We start from the raw sequence: 23,393 nt of genomic DNA, 5'->3' as shown, positions 1-23,393 counted from the left end.
CTGCTAGAATTCAGTGGATTATTCTAGGGTGAACCCCTGGGGCTGGTAAAGCTCTCCCAACTTGACACCTAGAGGAACTCCATCAGCAGCCGATTCACGGTTTGCGGCGCCTCCTGCTGCGCCCAGTGGCCGCACTCGGGGATGTATTCTTTGCGAATGCCGTTGGGGAAAAAGGGATCCATTCCCTCGGTCAGCTCGCGGCTGAGGGCAAAGTCTTCCTCTCCCCAAATGAGCAGGGTGGGGGCGAGGATCTGCCGCAGGGGCTGTAAAAACAGGTTCTGCAGAGTGGGCAGGCTAAACAGGTGGCGGTAGTAGTTAAGGGCAGAGGTGAGCACCTTGGGTTTGGCGAGAGCCTCTTGGTAGATCTTCAGGTCGTGTCGGGTGAAGGCACTCTTGCGCACCGAGGTCTCTCGGAAGATGCGCTGCACCCAATCGCCCAAGTTCCACTGGAGCACCCACTCCGGCAGCCAGGGCAACTGGAAGAAAAACAAGTACCAACTGCGGCGCATCTGGTCCAAATTGGTCAGGAACTCCCGGCGAAAGCAAGCTGGGTGAGGAGAGTTGAGCACGGCCAGCTTGCGGATCTCGTCGGGGAAAAATTGCGCCCAGTGCCAGGCAATGGCTCCTCCCCAGTCGTGGGCCACCACTACCGCCCTCTTGGCCCCAAAGTGATCCAGGAGGCCGCGGACATCCGCCGTGAGGGTATCTAGGTCGTAGCCGTGATCCGGCTTGTCGGAATCGTTGTAGCCGCGTAGATCGGGGGCCACCACGCAAAACCGCTGCGCCAACACCGGGATCTGGTGCCGCCAGGAGTACCAAAACTCCGGGAAACCATGCAGCAAGATGGCCAGCTCCCCTTCCCCCTGGGTGACGTAGTGCAGTTGAATACCATTGGTGAGGGCATAGCCGTGCCGCCAGCTCCCCATCTTGGCGGCTACCTCAGCAGGAAGGCGTCGGATCCCTGCTTCTGTCATCTCGTCTGCTCTTTGGCCGAACCCATGATTTGGTATCCAACCATACTAACCTTTGTCGCTCTCTTGCTAACGGGGAGTTTAAGGCATCCTGGGAGAGAAGCTGCGGCTGCAAAGGTCAGATGAAAACTAACACAACATCCCCCCAGAAGATCGCCATTCTAGGGGCGGGAGCCTGGGGAAGTACGCTGGCTCTGCTGGCCCAGGCCCAGGGGCACCGAGTGCAGGTTTGGGACCGGCGCAAAGATCTGGATCTCAAAGAGGTGCTCCAGGGATCCCAAATCCTCATCTCGGCAGTCTCGATGGCAGGGGTGCGCCCCGTGGCCGAGGTTGTGCGCCAGGTGGGGATCCCACCGCAGGTTATTTTGGTCTCAGCCACTAAGGGACTGGATCCGCTCCAACTTTTGACTCCTGCCCAAATCTGGGGGGCTGCCTTCCCCAACCAGCCGTTGGTGGTGCTCTCCGGGCCTAACCTTTCCGCCGAGATCCGCCAGGGTTTGCCGGCAGCAGCAGTGGTAGCCAGCCGGGATCTCTGGGCAGCCGTGCAGGTGCAGCATGCCCTGGCTTCAGAGCGCTTTCGCCTCTACACCAGCAGCGATCCGCTGGGGGTGGAGCTGGGAGGCATCCTGAAAAATGTTATCGCCATCGCCGTGGGGGTGTGTGATGCGCTGCACCTGGGCACCAATGCTCGGGCTGCCCTGGTTACCCGCGGCTTGGCAGAGATGATCCGGGTGGGATCCCGCTTAGGGGCGCGGCCTGAGACCTTCAACGGCCTCTCAGGCCTGGGGGATCTGCTGGCCACCTGTCACAGTCCTCTGAGCCGCAACTACCAGGTGGGCTACGGGTTGGGCCAAGGTAGGCCTTTGTCCCAGGTTCTGGCTGAAATCGAGGGCACTGCCGAAGGAGTTTACACCGCTCCTGTCGTGGTCAAGATCGCCGCCCAACACAACATCCGGGTGCCTATCACCCAGGAGGTGCATCGGTTGTTGCAAGGACAGACCACCCCCACTGCTGCCCTGGCCAGGCTGATGGAGCGACAACTCACCTCGGAATAAGACCCTCACCCCCCTGCCCCTCTCCCTCTGGGAGAGGGGAGTTAGGGATAAACGTTGCATTGCTATTTGAAATGACCATAGCCGCAAATCCGCGGATGAGGAAAGGGGTTCTGCACCGTATCAGGATTTTTGCAGAGGGTTAGGGTACCAGAATGAGCCATTTGGCGGAGCTTTTTTCCCCAGAGTTTTTCTATGCTGTCTCTGTAGCTTCCCTGTTCGTTCCCGCATCAACTCGGCTCTCGGTTGTTCCAGGAAGCCGACGGCCAGCCCAAGGGATTGGGGGTTTCTTGTTTGCTTTTTTACGAAGCCACATGTCCAAACGCATCTTGGTGATTGAAGACGAACCCGCCATCCGCACCTATTTGCAGAAAGTGTTGCAACGAGCTGGGTACGACACTGTCGCGGCCAGCGATGGGGAGGAAGGATTACAGATGGTGCACGCTCTCCTGCCGGATTTGGTGTTGTGCGATGTGGTCATGCCCAAGCTGAACGGCTATGGAGTGTTAGATGCCGTGAGATGGGATCGGTCCACTGCCCACATCCCCTTTGTCTTTCTCTCCTCGAAAACCAGCCGAGAAGACATGGAAGAAGGGCTGCGGCTTGGCTCTAATGCCTACTTAACCAAGCCCATCGACCAAAATCACCTGTTGAGAGCAATCGCCGCCCAACTGCTCTGAACTCTTAGCTATAGCCATTTACTATTGGGATAAAACTTCCAGGGAACCGAGAAAAGTTTTCCGGATCCCTGCCGGCTGTAGCTAAGGGGTCAGCGCCTGGTGTCGCTGTCGCTGTTGCCGTTCCAGGGCCTCGAACAAAGCCTGAAAATTGGCCTCGCCAAAGCCCGTGGCCCCGCCTAGCCGTTGAATGACTTCAAAGAAAAAGGTGGGCCGACCAAAGAGGGGCTGGGTAAAGGTCTGCAGCAGAAGGGGGCGATCCTGGCCATCAGAAGCGGGCAGGGTAGCATCCAGAAGGATCTGCTGCTCCACCAGGTCTTGCCAGGAGATGGCCTGCCCAAGGGCAGAACGGAGCGCCAACCCCAGCTCCCTTTCCAGGCTGGTGTAGTACTGCGGCGCCACTTGCAAAAAGTCCACTCCCCCCTGCCGCAACCGGCGCAGGCTGGCAACAATGTCTGAGCTGTGCAGCGCCGCGTGCTGAATGCCCGGGCCGCCATGGGCATGCAAAAACTCCTGAATCTGGGAAGCGGCACAGGTGGGCTCGTTGATGGCCCATTGGATCCCCGCTTCCGGATCCCCCACCACCACGCTTTCCAGGCCGGAGGTGGCGGTGCCGATGCTGTAGCGGTACAGCCGCCGCCAGCCCAGCACCCGCCCATACCAGTCGGCTGCCGCCTGCAGGGATCCCTGCTCCACGTTCAACACCACGTGATCCCAGTGGGAAAACAGGCCCGCTTCGGCAGGGGCGGCATCCAAGGGGCCAGGGATCAGAGAATGCCGGATCCCGTAGGGGGTGTGGAGGCAGAGCGCCGCTGCTGCCGGGATCCACGCCAGTTGGGCGCCTCGGCCCCGCAACAGCTCCGCCAAGGCCGGTAGCTCCTGCTCTCCCACCGCCAAGGCCACATCCACCACCCCCGGCCCATGCCGCTGCAAATGGCGGTCCACCTCGTCCCCCGCCCGTGCCGGCTGAGACAGGCGCAAGCGCAGGGATCCCTGCTCCAGCTCCAGGGTGTTGCCGGCGTCGCTTGCCACCCGGAAGCCCCAAACCCGACAAAAGTGTTCCCGCCAACGGGGCAGATCCCAAAGGTAGAAGTGCAGGTGGTGGATCCCTTGGACAATTCGAATGGACGGGTTCATAGAAAACTTCATAGAAAACGCACTGCTAACGCGAACACCAGGTCTTCTGGTGGGGCAACCGGGGCTGCCCTACCTCAGCATAGGTCGGCCCTTCGGCGAGGGAAAAGGTCAAAACTCTTTCCAGCAAACTCTTAAGACAACATTAAAAAACACGGTTAAAAATGCGCCCACAAAAACATCTTCCCAGGGCAAGAGACTAAAATTGAAGTGGGCGAGGTGTAGGGCCAACATCTAAAAAAAGAAACAGCAGAGTTGCTAAAAGCTCTCCCTCAAGTGAGTGGCTAGACCTTCCCTTTTGCAAAGATTGTTGTAGCTTTTGGCAGCTGCTGAGGCGTCGCCTCGCCCTGTCGCCAGCCTATTGGCGGAGTTGTTAGGCGTAATAGCCGGGAGGATTGTTATGATAGCAAGCGCGCAGCGTTCTGTAGCTTTATCTACAGAATCGAAGGCCCAAAAAACCACAGAACGCAAAGTATCCGATCAAACGATTGGGAGAGATTTTCTGCCGGGACGGTGGCAACGCTGCATTGATGTCCGAGATTTTATTCAGCGCAATTACACTCCCTACACCGGCGACGAAAGCTTCTTGGCGCCGGCCAGCGAACGCACGCAGCGGCTGTGGGCCAAGGTTAAGGATTTGATGGCGCTGGAGCGGGAGCGGGGGGTTTTGGATGCCGACACGGACCTTCCTTCCAGCATCACCAGCCACCCGCCGGGCTATATCGACCGGGAGCTGGAGCAAATTGTAGGCCTACAGACCGACAAGCCCCTGAAGCGGGCCATTATGCCGTTCGGCGGCATCCGCATGGTGGAGACGGCCCTCAAGGCCTACGGCTACGAGCTGGATCCAAAGGTTAAGGAAATCTTTACCAAGTACCGCAAGACCCACAACGACGGGGTTTTCGACGCCTACACGGAGGAGATGCGCCGCTGCCGCCGCTCTGGCATCATCACGGGCTTGCCGGACGCCTATGGGCGGGGCCGCATCATCGGCGACTACCGGCGGGTGGCCCTCTATGGGGTGGATCGGCTGATTGAGGACAAGGAGGCGCAAAAAGCCAGCCTCGACCTGGACACGATGGATGAAGAAACCATCCGCCTGCGGGAGGAGCTCTCGGAGCAGATCAAAGCCCTACACGAGCTCAAGGAAATGGGGGCCAGCTACGGCTTTGACCTGGGCCGTCCGGCCAGCAACGCCCGCGAGGCCATCCAGTGGCTGTACCTGGCCTACCTGGCAGCCGTCAAAGAGCAAAATGGCGCTGCCATGTCCCTGGGGCGGGTCTCCACGTTCCTAGACATCTACATCGAGCGGGATCTGCAGGCCGGGATCCTCACCGAGGAAGAGGCCCAAGAGCTCATCGACCACTTTGTCATGAAGCTGCGCATGGTCAGGTTTTTGCGCACGCCGGAGTACAACGAGCTCTTTAGCGGGGATCCCACCTGGGTAACCGAGTGCATCGGCGGCATGGGGCTGGATGGGCGGCCTCTGGTTACCAAGACCAGCTTCCGCATGCTGCATACCCTCTACAACCTGGGGCCGGCACCGGAGCCCAACCTGACGGTGCTCTGGTCGGAGCGGCTGCCGGAAGCCTTCAAGCGCTACTGCGCCAAGGTCTCCATCGAAACCAGCTCCATCCAGTACGAAAACGACGACCTGATGCGCCCCTACTGGGGGGATGACTACGGCATCGCCTGCTGCGTGTCGGCCATGCGCATCGGCAAGCAGATGCAGTTTTTTGGGGCGCGGGTCAACCTGGCCAAGTGCCTACTCTATGCCATCAATGGCGGCCGGGACGAGATCTCCGGCGAGCAGGTGGCCCCGGCCTATGCCCCCATTACTTCTGAGGTGCTGGAGTATGACGAGGTGTGGCCGCGCCTGGTGCAGATGATGGCCTGGCTGGCCAAGACCTACGTCAACACCATGAACATCATCCACTACATGCACGACAAGTACTGCTACGAGCGCCTGGAGATGGCCCTGCACGACCGGGACGTGCTGCGCACCATGGCCTTTGGCCTGGCCGGCCTGTCGGTGGTGGCGGATTCCCTCTCGGCCATCAAGTACGCGCGGGTGCGGGCTATCCGGGACGAGCGCGGCCTGGTGGTGGATTACGCGGTGGAGGGGGACTTCCCCAAATACGGCAACAACGACGACCGGGTTGACCAGATGGCGGTGCAATTGGTGCAGACCTTCATGGCGGAGCTGCGCAAGCACAAGACCTACCGCAACGCCATCCCCACCCAGTCCATCCTCACCATCACCTCCAACGTGGTCTACGGCAAAAAAACCGGCAACACCCCCGATGGGCGGCGGGCCGGCGAGCCCTTTGCGCCGGGGGCCAACCCCATGCACGGCCGGGACACCAAGGGGGCGGTGGCCTCGCTGGCTTCTGTGGCCAAGCTGCCCTACGACGACGCCCTGGATGGCATCTCCAACACCTTCTCGATTGTGCCGGCGGCCCTAGGTCGCACCGCCGAGGAGCGGGTTGCCAACCTGGTGGGGCTGCTGGACGGCTACATGCGGGATGGCGGCTTTCACCTCAACGTCAACGTCCTCAACCGCGAGACCCTGCTGCAGGCCATGGAGCACCCCGAGCTCTATCCCCAGCTCACCATCCGAGTGTCTGGCTACGCGGTGAACTTCATCAAGCTCACCCGCGAGCAACAACTGGATGTGATTAACCGCACCTTCCACCAACACTTCTAACGGAAAACGGCGGAGTGGGGGATCCCGGAAGGCTGCCCGTAGCAGGGTCGAGGGAAGGGATCCCCCTCCCCAAGCAAGGAGGTTCGATGAGCTATAGCGTTTTGGACTTGGTTAGAGACTACGCGGCGGGACGGCGCGATTTCCAGGAGATCGAGCTGCCCCAGGCCGACTTGCGGGGCATCCACCTAGCCGGTGCCGACCTGCGCTCTGCTGATTTCAGAGGGGCCAACCTGGCAGGCGCCAACCTGCGGGGGTGTGACCTCAGCTTTGCCGATTTCACCGGCGCCAACCTATCGGGAGCGGATCTGCGGGGATGCCTGCTTTTCGGCAGCGATTTCCGCGGTGCCCTCTTGGAGGGGGCTTTGCTGGATCACGCCGATTACGATGCCTATACCCATTTCCCGGCGGGCTTTGATCCCAAAGCCCATCGCCTGCACAACATCTCGGCAGGTGTTTCCCAGTAGGGGGGTCTTTCCAGGGGTTGTCAACTGTTAAGCAAAACCCAGTTCGGGTAAAGCCCAAATCTCAAAAGAGACAAAACCATGGTGTGCGCAGCATAGACAGCAATTGGGAAGAAAACCTCAAGATTAATTGATATTTTGCAAAAGCTGTTGAGGATAGAAGTATGGATACCCCGCTCAACCCCTTGACGCCGATAACCGGCCGCATTCACTCGGTCGAGACCTGTGGCACGGTAGATGGGCCAGGGATCCGCTTTGTTATCTTTCTGCAGGGCTGTCCTCTGCGCTGTCTGTACTGCCACAATCCCGACTGTCGGGATCCCAATGCCGGCCAGGTGGTGACGGTGGATTCCCTCATGGCGGAGATCCAGCGCTGCCGCAACTACTACCTCAAGGGCGGGGGAGTCACGGCCAGCGGGGGGGAACCGTTGATGCAGCCCAACTTTGTGGCGGAGATTTTCCGCCGCTGCCATGAGCTGGACTTGCACACGGCTCTAGATACTTCCGGCTATGCGCCCTTGGGCGTGGCCAAGCCGGTGTTGGCCCATACAGACTTGGTGCTACTGGATATCAAGTCCTATCTGCCGGAGCTCTATCGCAAAGTTACCGGCGTTTCGCTGCAGCCCACTCTCGATCTGGCTCGCTATTTGGATCAGATTCACAAGCCCACCTGGATTCGTTTTGTGCTGGTTCCCGGGCTAACAGATCCCGAGGAAAACATCAAGGGCTTGGCCGAGTTTGTGGCCACGCTCTCCAACGTGGAGCGGGTGGAAGTTTTGCCCTTTCACAAGATGGGGGAATACAAATGGCAGCAGTTGGGATTGCCCTATACCCTCAGCGATGTTCAGCCGCCCACCCCGGAACAGATCAACCACGCTTTGCAGATCTTTCGCGAGCGGGGATTGGTGGCAGTTTAGTTTATCGCTGGAGCGACAGCAACAAAACTAGAGCCAATTCTGACTTGAGCCAGCCTGATCCCAAAGTCATCTCTAAAGTCCTTAGGCTGTCTCCAAGGTAATGCTAAGTTGAACTTAGTTGAACCCAATAGTCTAGCAGCTTGCCAACTCTGGTAGCTCCAAAAATGAGGAGGGATCCCCGGTGGAAGTGCGCGTAACCTACCAAAATGGCGTTCAATTTCAAGCCCAAAGCCGCGGCCATCGCATCCTCAGCGATCAGCCTTTGGACAACCACGGCCAAGATCAGGGAATGACGCCGCCGGAGTGGTTTTTGGCCTCTTTGGGTGCTTGTGTGGGGTTCTATGCCGTCAAGTATTTGGAAGCGCGGCAGTTGGATCCCAAAGGGCTGGAAGTGGTTGTTACCGCAGATAAAGTCGAGCACCCTGCCCGCCTAGACAACATTTGCATTCGGGTGAAAAGTGGGATCCCGCTCGACGAAAAACACCAAAAAGGGTTGGAAAAGGCAGTCGATGCGTGCATCATCCACAACACCCTTACCCATCCCCCAAAAATGACCACTGAGATCCAGGTTCCCGCGCCTGTTGGCGCTTAGCCGGTCAGCAGGCCCATGGAGTCTTGCAGCAATTTCTAACGGTTGCCTCAACTTTTAACCTGTATGGATGTAATTTTGGAGGATCCACCTATGCCTGTCACCAACCTCGAGGAACTGGAAGCTCTGATCCAACAGGTAAAAGCTGCCCAGGCTGAGTATGCCACCTTCACCCAGGAACAGGTGGATCGGATCTTTCACAAAGCTGCCCTGGCCGCCAACAACGAACGGATCCCGCTGGCCAAGCTGGCCGTGGAAGAGACCGGCATGGGGATTGTGGAAGACAAGGTGATCAAAAATCACTTTGCCTCTGAATACATTTACAACAAATACAAACACGAGAAAACCTGTGGCGTCATCGAGCGGGACGAGAGTTTTGGCTACGAGCGCATTGCCGAGCCGGTGGGGCTTTTGGCGGGCATTGTGCCAGTCACCAACCCCACTTCGACAACCATTTTCAAAGCTCTCATCACCCTGAAAACCCGCAACGCCATCATCTTTTCCCCTCACCCCCGCGCCAAACGATGCACCATTGCCGCGGCCAAGGTGGTCAAGGAGGCGGCTGAGGCAGCCGGTGCGCCTGTGGGGTTGATCGGCTGGATCGACGAGCCCACCATCGAGCTGTCTCAGGCTTTGATGCAACATCCGGAGGTGAAGTTGATCCTGGCCACCGGCGGCCCCGCCCTAGTCAAGGCGGCCTATTCCTCCGGCCACCCCTCGCTGGGTGTGGGGGCGGGCAACACGCCGGCGGTGATCGACGCCAGCGCCGACATTCCCACAGCCGTCAGCTCGATCTTGCTCAGCAAAACTTTTGACAACGGCATGATCTGCGCCTCGGAACAGGCGGTGATCGTGGTGGAGGCCGTTTATGAGCAGGTGAAGGCGGAGTTTTGCCATCGAGGGGCCTACTTTTTGGATCCGGAACAGACGCAAGCGGTGCGCCGCATTCTCCTCAAGGATGGCCGTCTCAATCCAGCTATTGTTGGCCAATCGGTGCAGACCATCGCTGCTCTGGCCGGGATCCAGGTACCCGAAGGCAGCAAGCTGCTGATTGGGGAAGTGGAGAAGGTGGGGCCCGAAGAGCCGTTTTCCTACGAAAAATTGGCTCCTGTTTTGGCCCTCTACCGCGCCAAGGATTTCCCCAGCGCTGTCGATATGGCCGTCCAAGTGGTCAATTTCGGGGGGCGGGGCCACACCTCTGTTTTGTATACCGATCCCGCCAATCGGGACGATATTGCCTACTTTGAAAATGCCCTACAAACAGCGCGGGTGCTGATCAACACCCCCTCTTCCCAGGGAGCAATTGGGGATCTCTATAACTTCAGGCTGGATCCCTCGCTCACCCTAGGCTGTGGCACTTGGGGGGGCAATTCGGTCTCGGACAATGTGGGGCCGCGCCACCTGCTCAACATTAAAACGGTGGCCTACCGGCGGGAAAATATGCTCTGGTTTCGGGTGCCGCCCAAGATCTACTTCAAGCCGGGATGTCTACCGGTGGCGCTGCGGGAGTTGGCCGGCAAAAAACGGGCTTTTTTGGTTACCGATAGGCCCCTCTTCGAGCTGGGCGTGCTGCAGGCGGTTACCCGGGTTTTGGACGAACTGCAGATCAAGTGGGATGTCTACCACGACGTGGAGCCGGATCCCACCCTCAGCAACGTCAACCGCGGCCTGGAGCAGTTGCGCCAATTCCAGCCGGATGTGATCATCGCCGTGGGGGGCGGATCCCCGATGGACGCGGCCAAGGTGATGTGGCTGATGTACGAGCAGCCGCAGGTGGAGTTTGAAGGCCTGGCCACGCGCTTTATGGACATCCGCAAGCGGGTCTACGAGCTGCCGCCGCTGGGGCAAAAAGCCCAACTGGTCTGCATCCCCACCACTTCCGGGACGGGATCCGAGGTGACGCCCTTTGCCGTAGTCACCGACGACCGGGTGGGGATCAAGTACCCACTGGCCGACTACGCCCTCACCCCCAGCATGGCCATCGTGGATCCGGATCTCACTTTGAAGATGCCCAAGAAGCTAACCGCCTACGGCGGCCTCGATGCCCTTACCCATGCCCTGGAAGCCTATGTCTCGGTGATGGCCAGCGAGTTTACCGATGGGCTGGCGCTGCAGGCGATTAAGCTGCTGATGACCTACCTGCCGCGGGCCTACGAGAAGGGGGCCGAAGATCCAGAAGCCAGAGAAAAAGTCCACTACGCCGCCACCATTGCCGGCATGGCCTTTGCCAACGCCTTTTTGGGGGTGTGCCACTCCTTGGCCCACAAGCTGGGATCCACCTTCCACCTGCCCCACGGCCTGGCCAATGCCCTGATGATTACCCACGTCATCCGCTACAACGCCACCGACGCCCCCTTTAAGCAGGCCATCTTCCCCCAATACCGCTACCCCAACGCCAAGCACCGCTATGCCGAGATTGCCGATTACCTGCAGTTGGGCGGAGCCAATGATGATGAAAAGGTCATGCGCCTCATTGAGGCCATCGAGGAGCTCAAGCGGAAGCTGGGGATCCCGGCTACCATCCGCGAGGCCCTCAGCGAGAGCGAGCAGGCGTTCTACGACCGTCTGGAGGCGATGGCGGAGCAGGCTTTCGATGATCAATGCACCGGCGCCAACCCCCGCTACCCGCTGATTCAGGACATGAAGGAGCTGTACGTCTTGGCCTACCGGGGCTGCCGGGTGGAGGCTGCCCTCTACCACCAGCCGGAGCCGGTGTTGGCCTAGTCACCAGACATTGAGGAGTAAGCCCATGCGGCGCCGCCCTGACCCCAGCCTCGACATCTGGAAGGCCAGATCCCACCCCTTAGATCCCATTTTTCTGCCCCGCTCGGTGGCGGTGGTGGGGGCAACAGAGCGGGAGGGCAGTGTTGGGCGCACGGTCTTGTGGAACCTGATCAGCCACCCGTTTGGGGGCACGGTCTACCCGGTCAACCCCAAGCGGCACCAGGTGTTGGGCATCCGGGCCTATGAGCGGCTGTCTGCTTTGCCGGAGCCGGTGGATCTGGCCATCATCGCCATCCCGGCAGCCGGGGTGCCGGCGGTTATTCAAGAATGCGTCGAGGCCGGCGTCAAGGGAGCTATTGTCCTCTCGGCGGGCTTTAAGGAAATCGGCCCCGAGGGGCTGGAGCTGGAAAAGGCCATCCAAGAGGCTGCCCGCGGCAAGCTGCGCCTGATTGGCCCCAACTGCCTGGGGATCCAAAACCCCCACACGGGCCTAAATGCCACCTTTGCGGCCCAGATGGCCCGGCCCGGCAACGTGGGCTTTATCAGCCAAAGCGGGGCCCTCTGCACCTCGATCCTAGACTGGAGCCTGCAGGAAAATGTCGGCTTTAGCGCCTTTATCTCCCTGGGATCGATGCTGGATGTGGGCTGGGGGGATCTCATCGACTACCTGGGCCAGGATCCCCATACCCACAGCATCGTCCTCTACATGGAATCCGTCGGGGATGCGCGGTCGTTTTTGTCGGCGGCCCGCGAGGTGGCGCTGAGCAAGCCCATCATCGTCATCAAGGCGGGGCGCACCCAGGCGGCGGCCCAGGCGGCGGCCTCCCACACGGGATCCCTCACCGGCAGCGACGCGGTTTTGGATGCGGCCTTCCGCCGCTGCGGCGTGCTGCGGGTGGATCACATTGAAGATCTCTTCGACATGGCGGAGGTGCTGGCCAAACAGCCCCGTCCGCAAGGGCCCCACCTCAGCATCCTCACCAATGCCGGCGGGCCAGGGGTGCTGGCCACCGACGCCCTCATTCGCGCCGGCGGATCCCTGGCCTCTCTTGCCCCGGAGACGCTGGAGCAGCTCAGCCAGATCCTGCCGCCCCACTGGAGCCACGGCAACCCCATCGACGTTTTGGGCGATGCCGGGCCGGAGCGCTTTGCCCAGGCGCTGGAGATCGTGCTGCGGGATCCCGGCAGCCAGGGCTGTCTGGTGATCCTCACCCCCCAGGCGATGACAGATCCCACCGCCACGGCCGCCAAGGTGGTGGAGACCTGGCGGCGCAGCGGATCTCGCCAACCCATCCTGGCCAGTTGGATGGGGGGAGCCCTGGTGGATGCCGGCGAGCAGATCCTCAACCAGGCCGGGATCCCCACCTACCGCTATCCGGATCAGGCGGCGCGGGTGTTCAGCTATCTGTGGCGCTTCAGCGACAACCTCAAGGCCCTCTACGAAACCCCCGCGCTGCCCCCTGCAACAGCGGTCGAGCGCGAGAGGGTGCAGCCAATCCTCAGCCAAGCCCGGCGGCAAGGCCGCACGCTCCTGACCGAGGTCGAGTCCAAGGAGCTCCTGGCCGCCTACGGGATCCCGGTGGTGCCCACGCGGGTGGCCGAGAGCCCGGAAGCGGCTGTAGAGGCCGCCGAACAAATCGGCTACCCGGTGGTGCTCAAGCTCTACTCCCACACCCTCACCCACAAGACCGATGTGGGCGGCGTGCAGCTCAACCTGCCCGATGCCGAAGCCGTGCGGCGGGCCTACCGGCAGATCCAGACCAATGTTGCCGAAAAAGCCGGATCCCAGCACTTCCAAGGGGTGACGGTGCAGCCGATGATCCGCACCGACGGCTACGAGCTGATCCTGGGCAGCAGCGAGGATCCCCAGTTTGGGCCGGTGTTGCTGTTTGGCAGCGGCGGCCAATTGGTGGAAGTGTTCCAGGATCGCGCCATCGGCCTTCCCCCCCTCAACACCACCTTGGCGCGGCGCCTGATGGAGAATACCCTCATCTACAAGGCCCTCAAGGGGGTGCGGGGGCGCCGAGCCGTCAAGCTGGAAGCGCTGGAACAGCTTTTGGTGCGCTTCAGCCAACTGGTGGCCGAACAGCGGGAGATCAAGGAGATCGACATCAACCCCCTGCTGGCCTCGGGCGAGGGGCTGGTGGCTTTGGATGCCCGCGTCATTCTGCGCTCAGAGCAAGAACCACCGGTGCCGTTGGCCATCCGCCCCTATCCCACCCAGTACATCTGGCCCTTCCGGGACGGCATCACCATCCGCCCCATCCGCCCTGAAGACGAGCCGCTGGTAATCCAGTTTCATCGCCACGTCTCCGACTACAGCATCTACCTGCGCTACTTCCACCCCATCAAATACAGCGCCCGCATCGCCCACGAGCGCTTAATCCGCATCTGCTTCAACGACTACGACCGCGAGATCGCCCTGGTGGCGGAAAAACAGGAGCCAGAAGCCACAATCCTCGGCATCAGCCGCCTCTCCAAAAGACACGGCCTCCCCGAAGAGGCGGAGTTTGCCCTGCTGGTGGCGGATCCCTATCAACGGCAGGGGATCGGCACGGAGCTGCTGACCCGCCTGATTCAGGTGGCCCGCTGCGAAGGGATCCAGCGCCTGGCCGGCGAGGTGCTCAGCGAAAACGAGGGCATGCGCCGCCTGTGTAGGCGCTTGGGGTTCCAGTTGCTCCCCTCCCCAGAGGATCCCGGCCTCCTCAGGGCCACGTTGGATCTTGCTGCCGATGCAGCGCTCCCCACGCCCTGCCTAGCTAGCCCTGGCTCTAAAAACGGTTTACCGACCGGCTTACCGTAGAATAGATCCCTGGCGCCCAACCTTCCCGCGCCTTTGGGGAGAGGGTTGAGGATGAGAAGCTTTTGGGGATGGCTGTGAACAGATTACCCATCGCGGTGGCCTGGTCGGCGAGAGTGGGGCGGTGGCTGGGGCTGGGATCCCTGGTTCTAGGACTTCTGCTGGGGCTGGGTGGCTGCGGCGGCGGGGCGGGATCCCACGGGGAAGTGAGGATTCTTCTGGCTTCTTTTGCGGTGACCCGCGATGCCTACCGCCAGATCATCCCTGCCTTTGAGGCCCATTGGCTGGCCCAGACCGGACAACGGGTGCGGGTGGAAAGCAGCTACGCCGGCTCGGCAACGCAGGCGCGGGCGGTCATCGAGGGGCTGGATGCCGATGTGGTGGCCCTGGCCCTAGGCCTGGATGTGGAGCGCATTGTGGCTGCCGGCCTGATTCGGCCAGGCTGGGAAAGCCGCACCCCCAACCAAGGGATCGTCACCCGTTCGGTGGTGGTGATGGTAACGCGGGAGGGCAACCCCCACGATATCCGCTCCTGGACGGATCTGGCTCGGCCTGGCTTGCAGGTGGTTACTGCCAACCCCAAAACCTCAGGGGGCGCCCGCTGGAACTTTTTGGCCCTCTGGAGCGCTGTCCCTGAACCTCAGGCCCTGGAGTTCGCCACCCAGGTCTACAAAAATGTCCGCGTCCTGCCGCGGGACTCGCGGGAGGCCACCGATGTCTTCTTCCAAAAAGGGCAGGGGGATGTTCTGCTTACCTACGAACATGAGGTAATCCTGGCCGGCCTGCGCGGCCAGCCCCTGCCCTACCTGGTGCCGGATCCCAACATTTCCATCGACAACCCGGTAGCGGTGGTGGATGCCAACGTAGACCGCAAGGGCACCCGCGCCGTGGCCGAAGCCTTTGTAGACTATCTCTTTACGCCCGAGGCGCAGCGGGCCTTTGCCGAGGTGGGTTTTCGGCCGGTGGAGCCCACGGTGGCCCAAGAGTTTGCCTGGCGCTACCCTCCCATCAAAAATCTGGTGACTGTCGCCGACCTGGGCGGCTGGGAAGCTGTCCAGAACCGCTTCTTTGCCGACGGGGCTTTGTTTGACCGCATCCAAGCCCAGTTGTAGACCGATCCCTTGTCTTCCTCTCCCCGTTCGGGGTATCCTGGGGGCTGTATCAACGGTTTGTTGACAGGTTTACCGTAGATTAGAGGCTCCCTCCTTCGTCAGAAACGCCGTCCGGCCAACCCTTAGCTAGGCAGAACCTATGGGCATCACCATCGCAGGGGTATCGAAGCGTTTTGGGCAGTTTCAGGCCCTCCACCCTACGGATCTCACCATTCCCACGGGATCCCTGGTCGCCCTGTTGGGGCCGTCGGGTTCGGGCAAATCCACCCTCTTGCGCCTCATTGCTGGTCTAGAAAAGCCGGACACGGGGCGGATTTTCCTCACCGGTCGGGATGCCACCCACGCCAGCGTCCAGGAGCGCAATGTTGGCTTTGTCTTCCAGCACTACGCCCTGTTCAAGCACATGACGGTGCGGCAGAACATTGCCTTTGGCCTGGAGATCCGCAAAGCTTCGCGGGCCGAGATCCGGGCGCGGGTGGACGAGCTGTTGGAGCTGGTGCAACTGTCGGGGTTTGGGGATCGCTATCCCTCGCAGCTTTCGGGGGGGCAGCGGCAGCGGGTGGCCCTGGCCCGCGCCTTGGCGGTGGAGCCGCAGGTATTGCTTTTGGACGAGCCTTTTGGGGCGCTGGATGCCAGGGTGCGCAAGGAGCTGCGCCAGTGGCTGCGGCGCCTGCACGACAAGGTGCACGTCACCACCGTCTTGGTTACCCACGACCAAGAGGAGGCCATGGAGGTGGCCGACCAGATCGTGGTCATGAACCAGGGGCGGATCGAGCAGGTGGGATCCCCTGCCGAGATCTACGATCACCCGGCCACCCCCTTTGTCATGAGCTTTATCGGCCCGGTTAACGAGCTCTCTCCCCGCTCCCTGTTATCTTGCCAGCTTCCCGAGGCGCAGGCCGGCCCGCACCAGCTTTTCTTGCGCCCCCACGATGTGCAGATCGAGGTCAACCCCAATAGCAGCGGCGTCCCCGCGTGGGTAAAAGCGATCATCCACCTGGGGCGGGAGATCCAGGCGGAGCTGGTCTTGAGCGATGGCGGATCCCTCTGGGCCCACCTGAGCCGGGATCAATACGCCAGCCAGCCGCTGCAGGTGGGGCAGCAGGTCTATGTCCGTCCCAAGGTGGTCAAGGCCTTTCCCCTCAAAAAAAACGACAAGAAAACTGCCATGACCCCGCTGGCGACGGCGGGACGAAGTCCGATGTCGCTGGGAGCTTGAGGAAAGTTGCAGCAAGCTGGGTTTCAACTGTCTTGGCCGTGGCGGCTGAGCTTGGGCTATCTCTTCCTGATGTTGGCCCTGCCGCTGGCCGCCTTGATCGCCAAGTCCAGCAGCGTGGGCTGGGCGGAGTTTTGGCGGATCGCGACGGATCCGGTGGCCCTCTCCGCCTATGAAGTTACTTTTGTAACTGCGCTGCTGGCGGCCTTAGTGAATGGTGTAATGGGCACCCTGACGGCTTGGGTGTTGGTGCGCTACACCTTTCCCGGCAAAAAGCTCCTCGAGGGGTTGATCGATCTGCCCTTTGCCCTGCCCACGGCTGTTGCCGGCCTCACCCTGGCGACGGTTTACAGCAGCAACGGCTGGATTGGATCCCTGTTGGCCCCCTTGGGGATCCGCATTGCCTTCACTCGCTTGGGGGTGGGGGTGGCGATGCTGTTTATCTCTTTTCCCTTTGTGGTGCGGACGGTGCAGCCAGTGCTGCAGGAGCTGGAACAAGAGGTGGAAGAAGCGGCCTGGAGTTTGGGCGCCTCCCGCTGGCAGACCTTCTGGCGGGTGGTGCTGCCCCAGATTTTGCCCGCTGTTTTAACCGGGGTGGCCCTGGGGTTTTCCCGCGCTGTGGGCGAATATGGCTCCATCGTTATCATCGCCTCCAGCATCCCCTTCCGGGATCTCATCGCGGCAGTGCTGGTGATCCAGCGGCTGGAACAGTACGACTATGCCGGGGCAACGGTAATCGGGACAGTGATGCTGGGGATCTCTTTCTTGTCGCTGGTGGTGATTAACCTTCTGCAAGCTTGGGGAAGTCGCCATGAAACCTGACGGGATATCGGGGGTCCAACCGGAGCCATCGACAAACCCTTGGCTGTCGGGCCTGTTGATCGGCATTGTCGGGCTCTACATTGCCCTGCTGCTTGGGATCCCGGTGGTGAACATCTTCTACCAAGCGTTTCGAGAAGGGATCCCAGCTTTTCTGCAGCACCTGACCGAGCGGGAGCTGCTCAGTGCCCTCCGATTGACGGTGCTGACTGCCTTGGTTGTCGTGCCTCTCAATACCCTTTTCGGCCTCTGTGCCGCCTTGGCCCTGGCTCGCCGCCGTTTTCCGGGGCGGGCCTTGCTGCTCAGCCTCATCGATCTGCCCTTTTCCATTTCGCCAGTGGTGGCCGGCCTGATGCTGGTGCTGATCTTTGGCCGTCAGGGTTGGCTGGGATCCTGGAATCTGCGGGTCATTTTTGCCTTTCCGGGCATTGTGCTGGCCACCGCTTTCATCACTTTGCCCTTTGTGGTGCGGGAGGTGCTGCCGGTGTTGGAAGAGGCCGGCACCGAAGAGGAAGAGGCCGCCAAAACGCTGGGGGCCAATTCCTGGCAGATCTTCTTGCGCATCACCCTGCCCAACATCCGCTGGGGCCTTCTCTACGGCGTCATCCTGACCAATGCCCGCGCCATGGGGGAGTTCGGGGCGGTGGCCGTGGTCTCCGGCAACATCATCGGCCGTACCCAGACCCTTCCCTTGTTTGTGGAAGATGCCTACCGCAGCTATGCCACGGGCTCGGCCTATGCGGCAGCGGTGGTGCTCTCCTTGCTGGCAGTGGTGACCCTGGTGGCCAAGGAGCTGCTAGAGCGGGGATCCCCTTCCCGCCGCATCTTCTAGGCCTTCTTTGGGATCCTTATCGCTAGGCAACCTCATCACGAACGCGCCGCTCTAACTTCCCTCTCCCTCAGGGAGAGGGGCCGGGGGTGAGGGTGGGACGGCCAGGGTGTGGCTCAAACAGACTCGGCAGCCAGCTCTGGCAAGGGAACTTTGGTGCCGCCCAAGCCGCAGTAGCCGCGCGGATTCTTGGCCAGGTATTGCTGGTGGTAGTCTTCGGCGTAGTAGAACTCTGGGGCGTCCAGGATCTCAGTGGTGATCTGGCCGTAGCCGTGGGCGCTCAGGGCTTGCTGGTAGAGATCGCGGGTTTTTTCTGCCAGCTCCTGCTGGGCCTGGGAATAGACGTAGATGCCGGAGCGATACTGGGTGCCCACATCATTGCCCTGCCGCATCCCTTGGGTGGGATCGTGGTTTTCCCAAAACACCTTCAAAAGCTGCAGGTAGCTGATTTGAGCCGGATCGTAAACCACCCGCACCACCTCGTTGTGGCCGGTCAAGCCGGTGCAAACCTCCTCATAGGTTGGGTTGGGAGTATACCCGCCGGCGTAGCCCACCGCAGTAGTGAACACTCCCGGCAACTGCCAAAACTTGCGCTCGGCTCCCCAGAAGCAGCCCATGCCGAACAGGGCCAGCTCCATGCCCTCCGGAAAGGGGGGCTTTAGCGGCGTGCCCTTGACGTAGTGCCGGTTAACGATCGCCATTGGCTCGGAGCGGCCCGGCAAAGCCTCCTCCGGGGTGGGCAGGGTCAGTTTCTTGCCCAATTTGCCAAAACCAAAGAGCGCCATCGCGATAGCCCGATACATTCGTTAACACTTATCAGCCTAACGCAGGTGGCCGCTGTTGTCTTGAAATTAAGGATTGGCAAGCGAGCAGCCTGGGGATTTCAGATTGCCAGCTCCACAACCACAGGGGCATGGTCGCTGGGCTTTTGTGCCCGCCGCGGTTCGACGTCGATCCAGCAGGCAGTAGCTTTGTCCTGGAGCAGAGGGGAAAGGTAGAAGTGATCGATGCGCCAGCCGCGGTTCTTCTGGAACCCACCCCCGCGGTAGTCCCACCAGCTAAAATGTCCGGGATCCGGGGTGAATTTGCGAAAGGCATCCTCAAACCCCAAAGCCAGGATCTCCCGCAGGGCCTGCCGCTCCGGCTCCGAGGCCATGATTTCCCCGGCTTTGCGGGGATCGTAAATATCCCGGTCTTCGGGGGCAATGTTGAAGTCGCCGCAGAGGAGGATGGGCTGCCCCTGGCCCAGGGCGATGTTGAGGTAATCCTTCAGGCGGGCCAACCAGTGCAATTTGTAAGCGTACTTGTCGGATCCCACCGCCTCGCCATTGGGCACGTAGAGGTTGAGAATGCGGATGCCGCGGTAGAGGCCGCCGATCAGCCGCTTTTGCTCGTCCAGCTCCGCCGCTGGCGGCAGCAGGGCCCCAAAGCCACGCTCTACTTTTTCCGGCACCTCCCGGCTGATCAGGGCAACGCCGTTGTAGGCTTTCTGCCCGTACACTTCTACGTAAAAGCCTCGCTCCTCAAAGGGCGCGCGGGGAAAGTCCGCATCCACCACCTTGGTCTCCTGCAAGCAGAGCACATCCAGGGATCCCTGCTTGTCCAGCCAAGCCAAAACCTGGGGCAGCCGGGTGCGAATGGAGTTGACGTTCCAGGTGGCCACTTGCATGGCAGCAGGTTTCCAAGACGACGCTCAGGCCACTATTTTGGCCAAACCCAGCGGACGGATCCCCTGTGGCGAGACCGCGATCCGGTAGGGCAGCACCTCAACCCCAGCCTGCAGCGCCTGGCGAAACAGATGGGCATAGCGGGGATCCCGTTCTTCGCCGGGGGCAAACTCGGTGCAATCGGCGCGGTTGATCCAATACAGCAGCAGAGCCCGCTGCCCTTGCCGGCGGATCTCGATGAGATCTTCCAGGTGCTTTTGGCCGCGAGTCGTCACCGTATCGGGAAACAGGGCGCGGGATCCCACGGCCCAAGTGGTATTTTTAACCTCTAGGTAGGCCAAGCCAGAGTCTCCCATCAGCAGGAAGTCGATTTTGCTCCTGCCGCAAGTCACTTCCCGTTGCCAGCGGGAGAACTCCGCCAATTGGGGAAACCACCCTCGTGCCAGCCCCCATTCCACCAGGCGATTGGGCAGGCCGGTGTTGATCCCCACCCACACCCCTTCCACCTGGATCATCTCCCAGGTGTAGGCCAATTTGCGCTTGGGATCGGGGTGATAGGAGAGGTACACAGGCGCTCCCACCTGGCAAACCCCCGTCATCGGCCCGGTGTTGGGGCAGTGAGCGGTTACCGGTTGCCCATTTTCCAGCTCCACCTCGGCAAAGAAGCGCCGGTAGCGGCTGCGCAACACCCCCCTGCGCAAGGGGGTGGAAAAACAGTAAGGGGGCGGCCCCTCTTGGGCGGGCATCTGCAAGCGTCCTCCGGTGAGTATTTTTCTTTAGGATTTTGGAAGTCTTCCGGGTGGAGGGAGCTTCCTGCGCTAGGGTAAATGACGTATCTCTCCAGCCAGGGCCTTTTTTGCCGACGCCTTGTTCCTATAGCTTTTAATACTTTATCTTTTTCTATCCCTTTGCCAAAACTTGGAGAAGAAAGCCCGAATGTTGCGTCTTGATCCTGAGCCCGGCTTTCAGCCCCCGGATCCCTTCCAGGACGACCGTGGGCGCGTGGCCATCTTTATCGACGGATCCAACCTCTTCTATGCCGCCCTACAGATGGGCATTGAGATCGACTACACCCGCCTGCTGAAGACGCTGACCGGCCGTTCTCCCCTCCTGCGCTCCTTTTTCTACACCGGCGTCGATCGCAACAACGAAAAGCAGCAGGGGTTTTTGCTCTGGATGCGCCGCAACGGCTACCGTGTGGTTACCAAAGAGCTGACCCAACTGCCCGATGGCTCCAAGCGGGCCAATCTAGATGTGGAAATCGCTGTGGACATGTTGTCGCTGGTGCGCTGGTACGAGACGGCGGTGCTGGTGAGCGGCGATGGGGATCTGGCCTATGCAGTCAATGCCGTCAGCTACCAAGGGGCGCGGGTGGAGGTAGTTAGCCTGCGCTCGATGACCAGCGACCAGCTAATTAACTTGGCGGATCGCTACATCGACCTGGAGTCCATCAAGGATCAAATTAAGAAGACCAACCGCCCCTCCTACCTGTACCGACCGAGCTTCACCACCGATGAGGAGGACGAGGGGTAAATTGCCCCCAGCTGGGGGCAGGGCGACGAGGCCGTTACTGCAACCTCAAATTTGAAGGGATCCCTTGCAGCAGGTAAACGGGGTTGAGCGGGGAAAAGCGGGTGCCCTCGGCCAAGGCCGTGGAACGGGAGATCTGGATGTGTTCCACCCGCACCTGCCAGCCCCGCGAGCGCAGCCATTGCAGAGCTTCGCTGCAGGTTTCCAGGGTGGCGAAGTTAGCCACCAAGATCCCCTCAGGCCGCAGGCGGGCCGCCACCGCCGGCAGCAGATCGCGGATCCCTTTGCCGCCTCCCCCCAGCAACACCCGCTCCGGATCCGGCAGGTCGGCCAGCACCCGGGGCGCTGTCCCCGGGATCACGTGCAGGTTTTCCAGATCGAAGCGTTGGCGGTTGCGCCGGATAAGACAAATGCCTGTGGCGTTGCGCTCGATGGCATAGACCTGGAGCTGGGGGGAGAGGCGGGCGATCTCCACGGCTACGGAACCGGTGCCGGCCCCGATATCCCACACCACTCCCTGCCGCGGCAGTTGCAGCGCCCCCAGCGTGAGCAGTCGGATGGGCTGCTTGGTGATCAGGCCGGGCTGGTCGGGAAAGGTGTGGAACTGGTCGTCCGGGATCCCCACCAAAGGCCAGCGGCGGGGATCCGGTTCCGGCTCAACGCGCCGCAACACCACCAAGTTGGGGCTGGGGAAGGCAGATTTCTCCCCTTCTTGCAGGGGCAGGATCTGCTCGTGGGGGGATCCCAGTTGGCTGCACACCCAGCCCTGGTAGCGCACCGGCAGCCGCAGGTCGGCGATAAACTGGGCCACCGCCGCCGGGGTGTGCTCCGGATCGGTCAGGGCCACAATAAGAGGGGATCCCTGCCTAAGGGCGTCTTGCAACCGCTCCACCCCCCGCCCGTGCAGGCTGAGGATGGTGGCCTCCTGCCAGGGGATCTGCAGGCGGTTGAGGGCCAACTGCACTGAGCTGACTTGGGGATAAAAGGCCAGTTGCTCCGCCGGGAAGTACTGCGTTAACAGGCGCCCAATCCCAAAAAACAGCGGATCCCCGCTGGCCAACAAAACCAGGGATCCCTGCGCCAGCTCCTTTTGCAAAAGCGGGATCCAACTTTCCACTGGTCCAGTAAGCCGGATCTGGCGGGCCGGATGGTCAGCAAAGTGCTGCAGCAAGCTGGAGGGCCCGGCCAAGGTTTGCGCTTGGGAGAGGGGGGGAATCGCCCAAGAGGCCACCGAGCCATCTGCTGCTACCCCTATAACCGCAAGCTGAGGTGATCGGCCAGATGTTGTCGTAGCCATCTAGCGTTCGACAGGCGGGTGGTACTGGCGCATGTGGTTGAGAAAATCCAGGCGCAACTCCGCCACTTCCCGCTGCATCTCCCGCATTTCCCGAATAAAGCCCAGATGAGCCTCGATCAGGCGGCCATCCCGCTCCCGGAATTGCTCCATCATCAGGGCTTGCGCCTCCCTCAGCTCGGCAAAGCCGGCCTGCATATCGCGGCGGGATTCCTGGATGGCCCTCTCCAGCTCATCTCCCCGCTCTTCGTTCTGGCGAATCCGCTCCTGGTTGTGCTGAATCAGCGTCCGGATCTCCTGGATTTCGGTCTGGAGCTGGGCTTCGATGGCCTGCCGCTCGGCTCGCATTGCGGCCATCTGGACCTCAAAGCGCTCGGCAGCCCGCTGCTGCTCAGTTCGGATCTCGGCGATCTCGGCGGAGAAACGCTCGGCAGCCCGCTGCTGCTCGGCCCGGATCTCGGCAATTTGGGCGGCAAAGGCCTGCCGCATCTCCGTCATCTGAGCCTCAAACCGCTCGGCAGCTTGTTGCCGCTCAGCCCGGAGTTCGGCGATCTCGGCGGAGAAACGCTCGGCGGCCCGCTGCTGCTCGGCCCGGATCTCGGCAATTTGGGCGGCAAAGGCCTGCCGCATCTCCGTCATCTGAGCCTCAAAGCGCTCGGCAGCCCGCTGCTGCTCAGTTCGGATCTCGGCGATCTCGGCGGAGAAACGCTCGGCGGCCCGCTGCTGCTCGGCTCGGATCTCGGCAATTTGGGCGGCAAAGGCCTGCCGCATCTCCGTCATCTGGGCCTCAAACCGCTCGGCAGCTCTCTGCTGTTCGGCTCGGATCTCTTGAAGCTGTTCTTGTTGAAGCTGAAGGTTGCGGATCAGCCACTCCTCTTGTTCGGGGGTCATGGG

Annotated in this window: 20 protein-coding genes; 13 read left to right on the top strand and 7 right to left on the bottom strand. The window is 61.2% G+C overall.

What is annotated here, in order from left to right; translation table 11 throughout:
* Window positions 1–68: 68 nt before the first annotated feature.
* Window positions 69–974 (bottom strand): alpha/beta fold hydrolase, encoded by a 906-nt coding sequence (locus tag ACVW0R_RS00920; RefSeq protein WP_099812457.1) that lies wholly within the window; start codon window positions 972–974, stop codon window positions 69–71.
* A 119-nt stretch (window positions 975–1,093) separates the two neighbouring features.
* On the opposite strand from ACVW0R_RS00920, the gene ACVW0R_RS00915 reads away from it, so the two are divergent.
* Both ACVW0R_RS00915 and ACVW0R_RS00910 read left to right on the top strand, forming a co-directional pair.
* Window positions 1,094–2,026 (top strand): NAD(P)H-dependent glycerol-3-phosphate dehydrogenase, encoded by a 933-nt coding sequence (locus ACVW0R_RS00915; RefSeq protein WP_011429387.1) that lies wholly within the window; start codon window positions 1,094–1,096, stop codon window positions 2,024–2,026.
* Between the two features lie 311 nt (window positions 2,027–2,337).
* Window positions 2,338–2,703: a response regulator gene (locus tag ACVW0R_RS00910; protein ID WP_099812459.1), complete on the top strand. Its 366-nt coding sequence runs from the start codon at window positions 2,338–2,340 to the stop codon at window positions 2,701–2,703.
* Between the two features lie 81 nt (window positions 2,704–2,784).
* Here ACVW0R_RS00910 and ACVW0R_RS00905 read toward each other — a convergent pair whose 3' ends face one another.
* Window positions 2,785–3,837, bottom strand: coding sequence for a VOC family protein (locus ACVW0R_RS00905; protein WP_011429385.1), 1,053 nt, complete (start codon window positions 3,835–3,837; stop codon window positions 2,785–2,787).
* Between the two features lie 397 nt (window positions 3,838–4,234).
* On the opposite strand from ACVW0R_RS00905, the gene pflB reads away from it, so the two are divergent.
* The 10 genes from pflB (at window position 4,235) to cysW (ending at window position 18,011) form a co-directional block, all read left to right on the top strand.
* A complete protein-coding gene (pflB, locus tag ACVW0R_RS00900; protein ID WP_414508716.1) occupies window positions 4,235–6,541 on the top strand; it encodes a formate C-acetyltransferase in 2,307 nt (768 codons plus the stop codon).
* A gap of 86 nt (window positions 6,542–6,627) precedes the next feature.
* A complete protein-coding gene (locus tag ACVW0R_RS00895; RefSeq protein WP_011429383.1) occupies window positions 6,628–7,005 on the top strand; it encodes a pentapeptide repeat-containing protein in 378 nt (125 codons plus the stop codon).
* 161 nt (window positions 7,006–7,166) lie between these two features.
* On the top strand, window positions 7,167–7,919 hold the full coding sequence (gene pflA, locus ACVW0R_RS00890; protein WP_011429382.1) for a pyruvate formate-lyase-activating protein: 753 nt from the start codon (window positions 7,167–7,169) through the stop codon (window positions 7,917–7,919).
* Between the two features lie 181 nt (window positions 7,920–8,100).
* Entirely contained in the window at window positions 8,101–8,511 is a 411-nt protein-coding gene (locus ACVW0R_RS00885) for an OsmC family protein (RefSeq protein ID WP_011429381.1), read from the top strand.
* 90 nt (window positions 8,512–8,601) lie between these two features.
* Entirely contained in the window at window positions 8,602–11,232 is a 2,631-nt protein-coding gene (gene adhE, locus ACVW0R_RS00880; protein WP_457501486.1) for a bifunctional acetaldehyde-CoA/alcohol dehydrogenase, read from the top strand.
* Between the two features lie 25 nt (window positions 11,233–11,257).
* Window positions 11,258–14,035, top strand: coding sequence for a bifunctional acetate--CoA ligase family protein/GNAT family N-acetyltransferase (locus tag ACVW0R_RS00875; RefSeq protein WP_457501485.1), 2,778 nt, complete (start codon window positions 11,258–11,260; stop codon window positions 14,033–14,035).
* Between the two features lie 68 nt (window positions 14,036–14,103).
* The gene (locus tag ACVW0R_RS00870; RefSeq protein WP_457501484.1) at window positions 14,104–15,144 is read left to right on the top strand and encodes a sulfate ABC transporter substrate-binding protein; all 1,041 of its coding nucleotides are present in this window, start codon (window positions 14,104–14,106) and stop codon (window positions 15,142–15,144) included.
* 139 nt (window positions 15,145–15,283) lie between these two features.
* The gene (locus ACVW0R_RS00865) at window positions 15,284–16,363 is read left to right on the top strand and encodes a sulfate/molybdate ABC transporter ATP-binding protein (protein ID WP_099812463.1); all 1,080 of its coding nucleotides are present in this window, start codon (window positions 15,284–15,286) and stop codon (window positions 16,361–16,363) included.
* 6 nt (window positions 16,364–16,369) lie between these two features.
* Complete coding sequence (gene cysT, locus ACVW0R_RS00860) at window positions 16,370–17,182, top strand: sulfate ABC transporter permease subunit CysT (protein WP_099812464.1); 813 nt, start codon at window positions 16,370–16,372, stop codon at window positions 17,180–17,182.
* Window positions 17,172–18,011 carry a sulfate ABC transporter permease subunit CysW gene (cysW, locus tag ACVW0R_RS00855; RefSeq protein ID WP_099812465.1) on the top strand — a complete coding sequence of 280 codons (840 nt, stop codon included), beginning with the start codon at window positions 17,172–17,174 and terminating at the stop codon, window positions 18,009–18,011. The genes cysT and cysW overlap by 11 nt, the downstream gene beginning before the upstream one ends.
* 113 nt (window positions 18,012–18,124) lie before the next feature.
* Here cysW and msrA read toward each other — a convergent pair whose 3' ends face one another.
* From msrA to sfsA, 3 genes are all read right to left on the bottom strand, one after another.
* On the bottom strand, window positions 18,125–18,793 hold the full coding sequence (gene msrA / locus ACVW0R_RS00850; protein WP_099812466.1) for a peptide-methionine (S)-S-oxide reductase MsrA: 669 nt from the start codon (window positions 18,791–18,793) through the stop codon (window positions 18,125–18,127).
* A 98-nt stretch (window positions 18,794–18,891) separates the two neighbouring features.
* The gene (gene xth, locus ACVW0R_RS00845) at window positions 18,892–19,677 is read right to left on the bottom strand and encodes an exodeoxyribonuclease III (protein ID WP_457501483.1); all 786 of its coding nucleotides are present in this window, start codon (window positions 19,675–19,677) and stop codon (window positions 18,892–18,894) included.
* Window positions 19,678–19,701: 24 nt separating this feature from the next.
* Window positions 19,702–20,421, bottom strand: a complete 720-nt coding sequence (gene sfsA, locus ACVW0R_RS00840; RefSeq protein ID WP_011429372.1) for a DNA/RNA nuclease SfsA — start codon at window positions 20,419–20,421, stop codon at window positions 19,702–19,704.
* Between the two features lie 190 nt (window positions 20,422–20,611).
* Between sfsA and ACVW0R_RS00835 the strand changes: the two genes are divergently transcribed.
* Window positions 20,612–21,208, top strand: coding sequence for a LabA-like NYN domain-containing protein (locus ACVW0R_RS00835; protein WP_011429371.1), 597 nt, complete (start codon window positions 20,612–20,614; stop codon window positions 21,206–21,208).
* Window positions 21,209–21,242: 34 nt separating this feature from the next.
* On the opposite strand, the gene cbiE is transcribed toward ACVW0R_RS00835, so the two are convergent.
* Both cbiE and ACVW0R_RS00825 read right to left on the bottom strand, forming a co-directional pair.
* Complete coding sequence (cbiE, locus tag ACVW0R_RS00830) at window positions 21,243–22,502, bottom strand: precorrin-6y C5,15-methyltransferase (decarboxylating) subunit CbiE (RefSeq protein ID WP_099812468.1); 1,260 nt, start codon at window positions 22,500–22,502, stop codon at window positions 21,243–21,245.
* Entirely contained in the window at window positions 22,503–23,390 is an 888-nt protein-coding gene (locus ACVW0R_RS00825) for a hypothetical protein (RefSeq protein ID WP_457501482.1), read from the bottom strand.
* Window positions 23,391–23,393: the final 3 nt, after the last annotated feature.

It is taken from the genome of Thermostichus sp. MS-CIW-15 (genome assembly GCF_054060575.1).
Note: the sequence above shows the minus strand (reverse complement) of the source record. Positions and strands in the feature narration are given on the sequence as shown.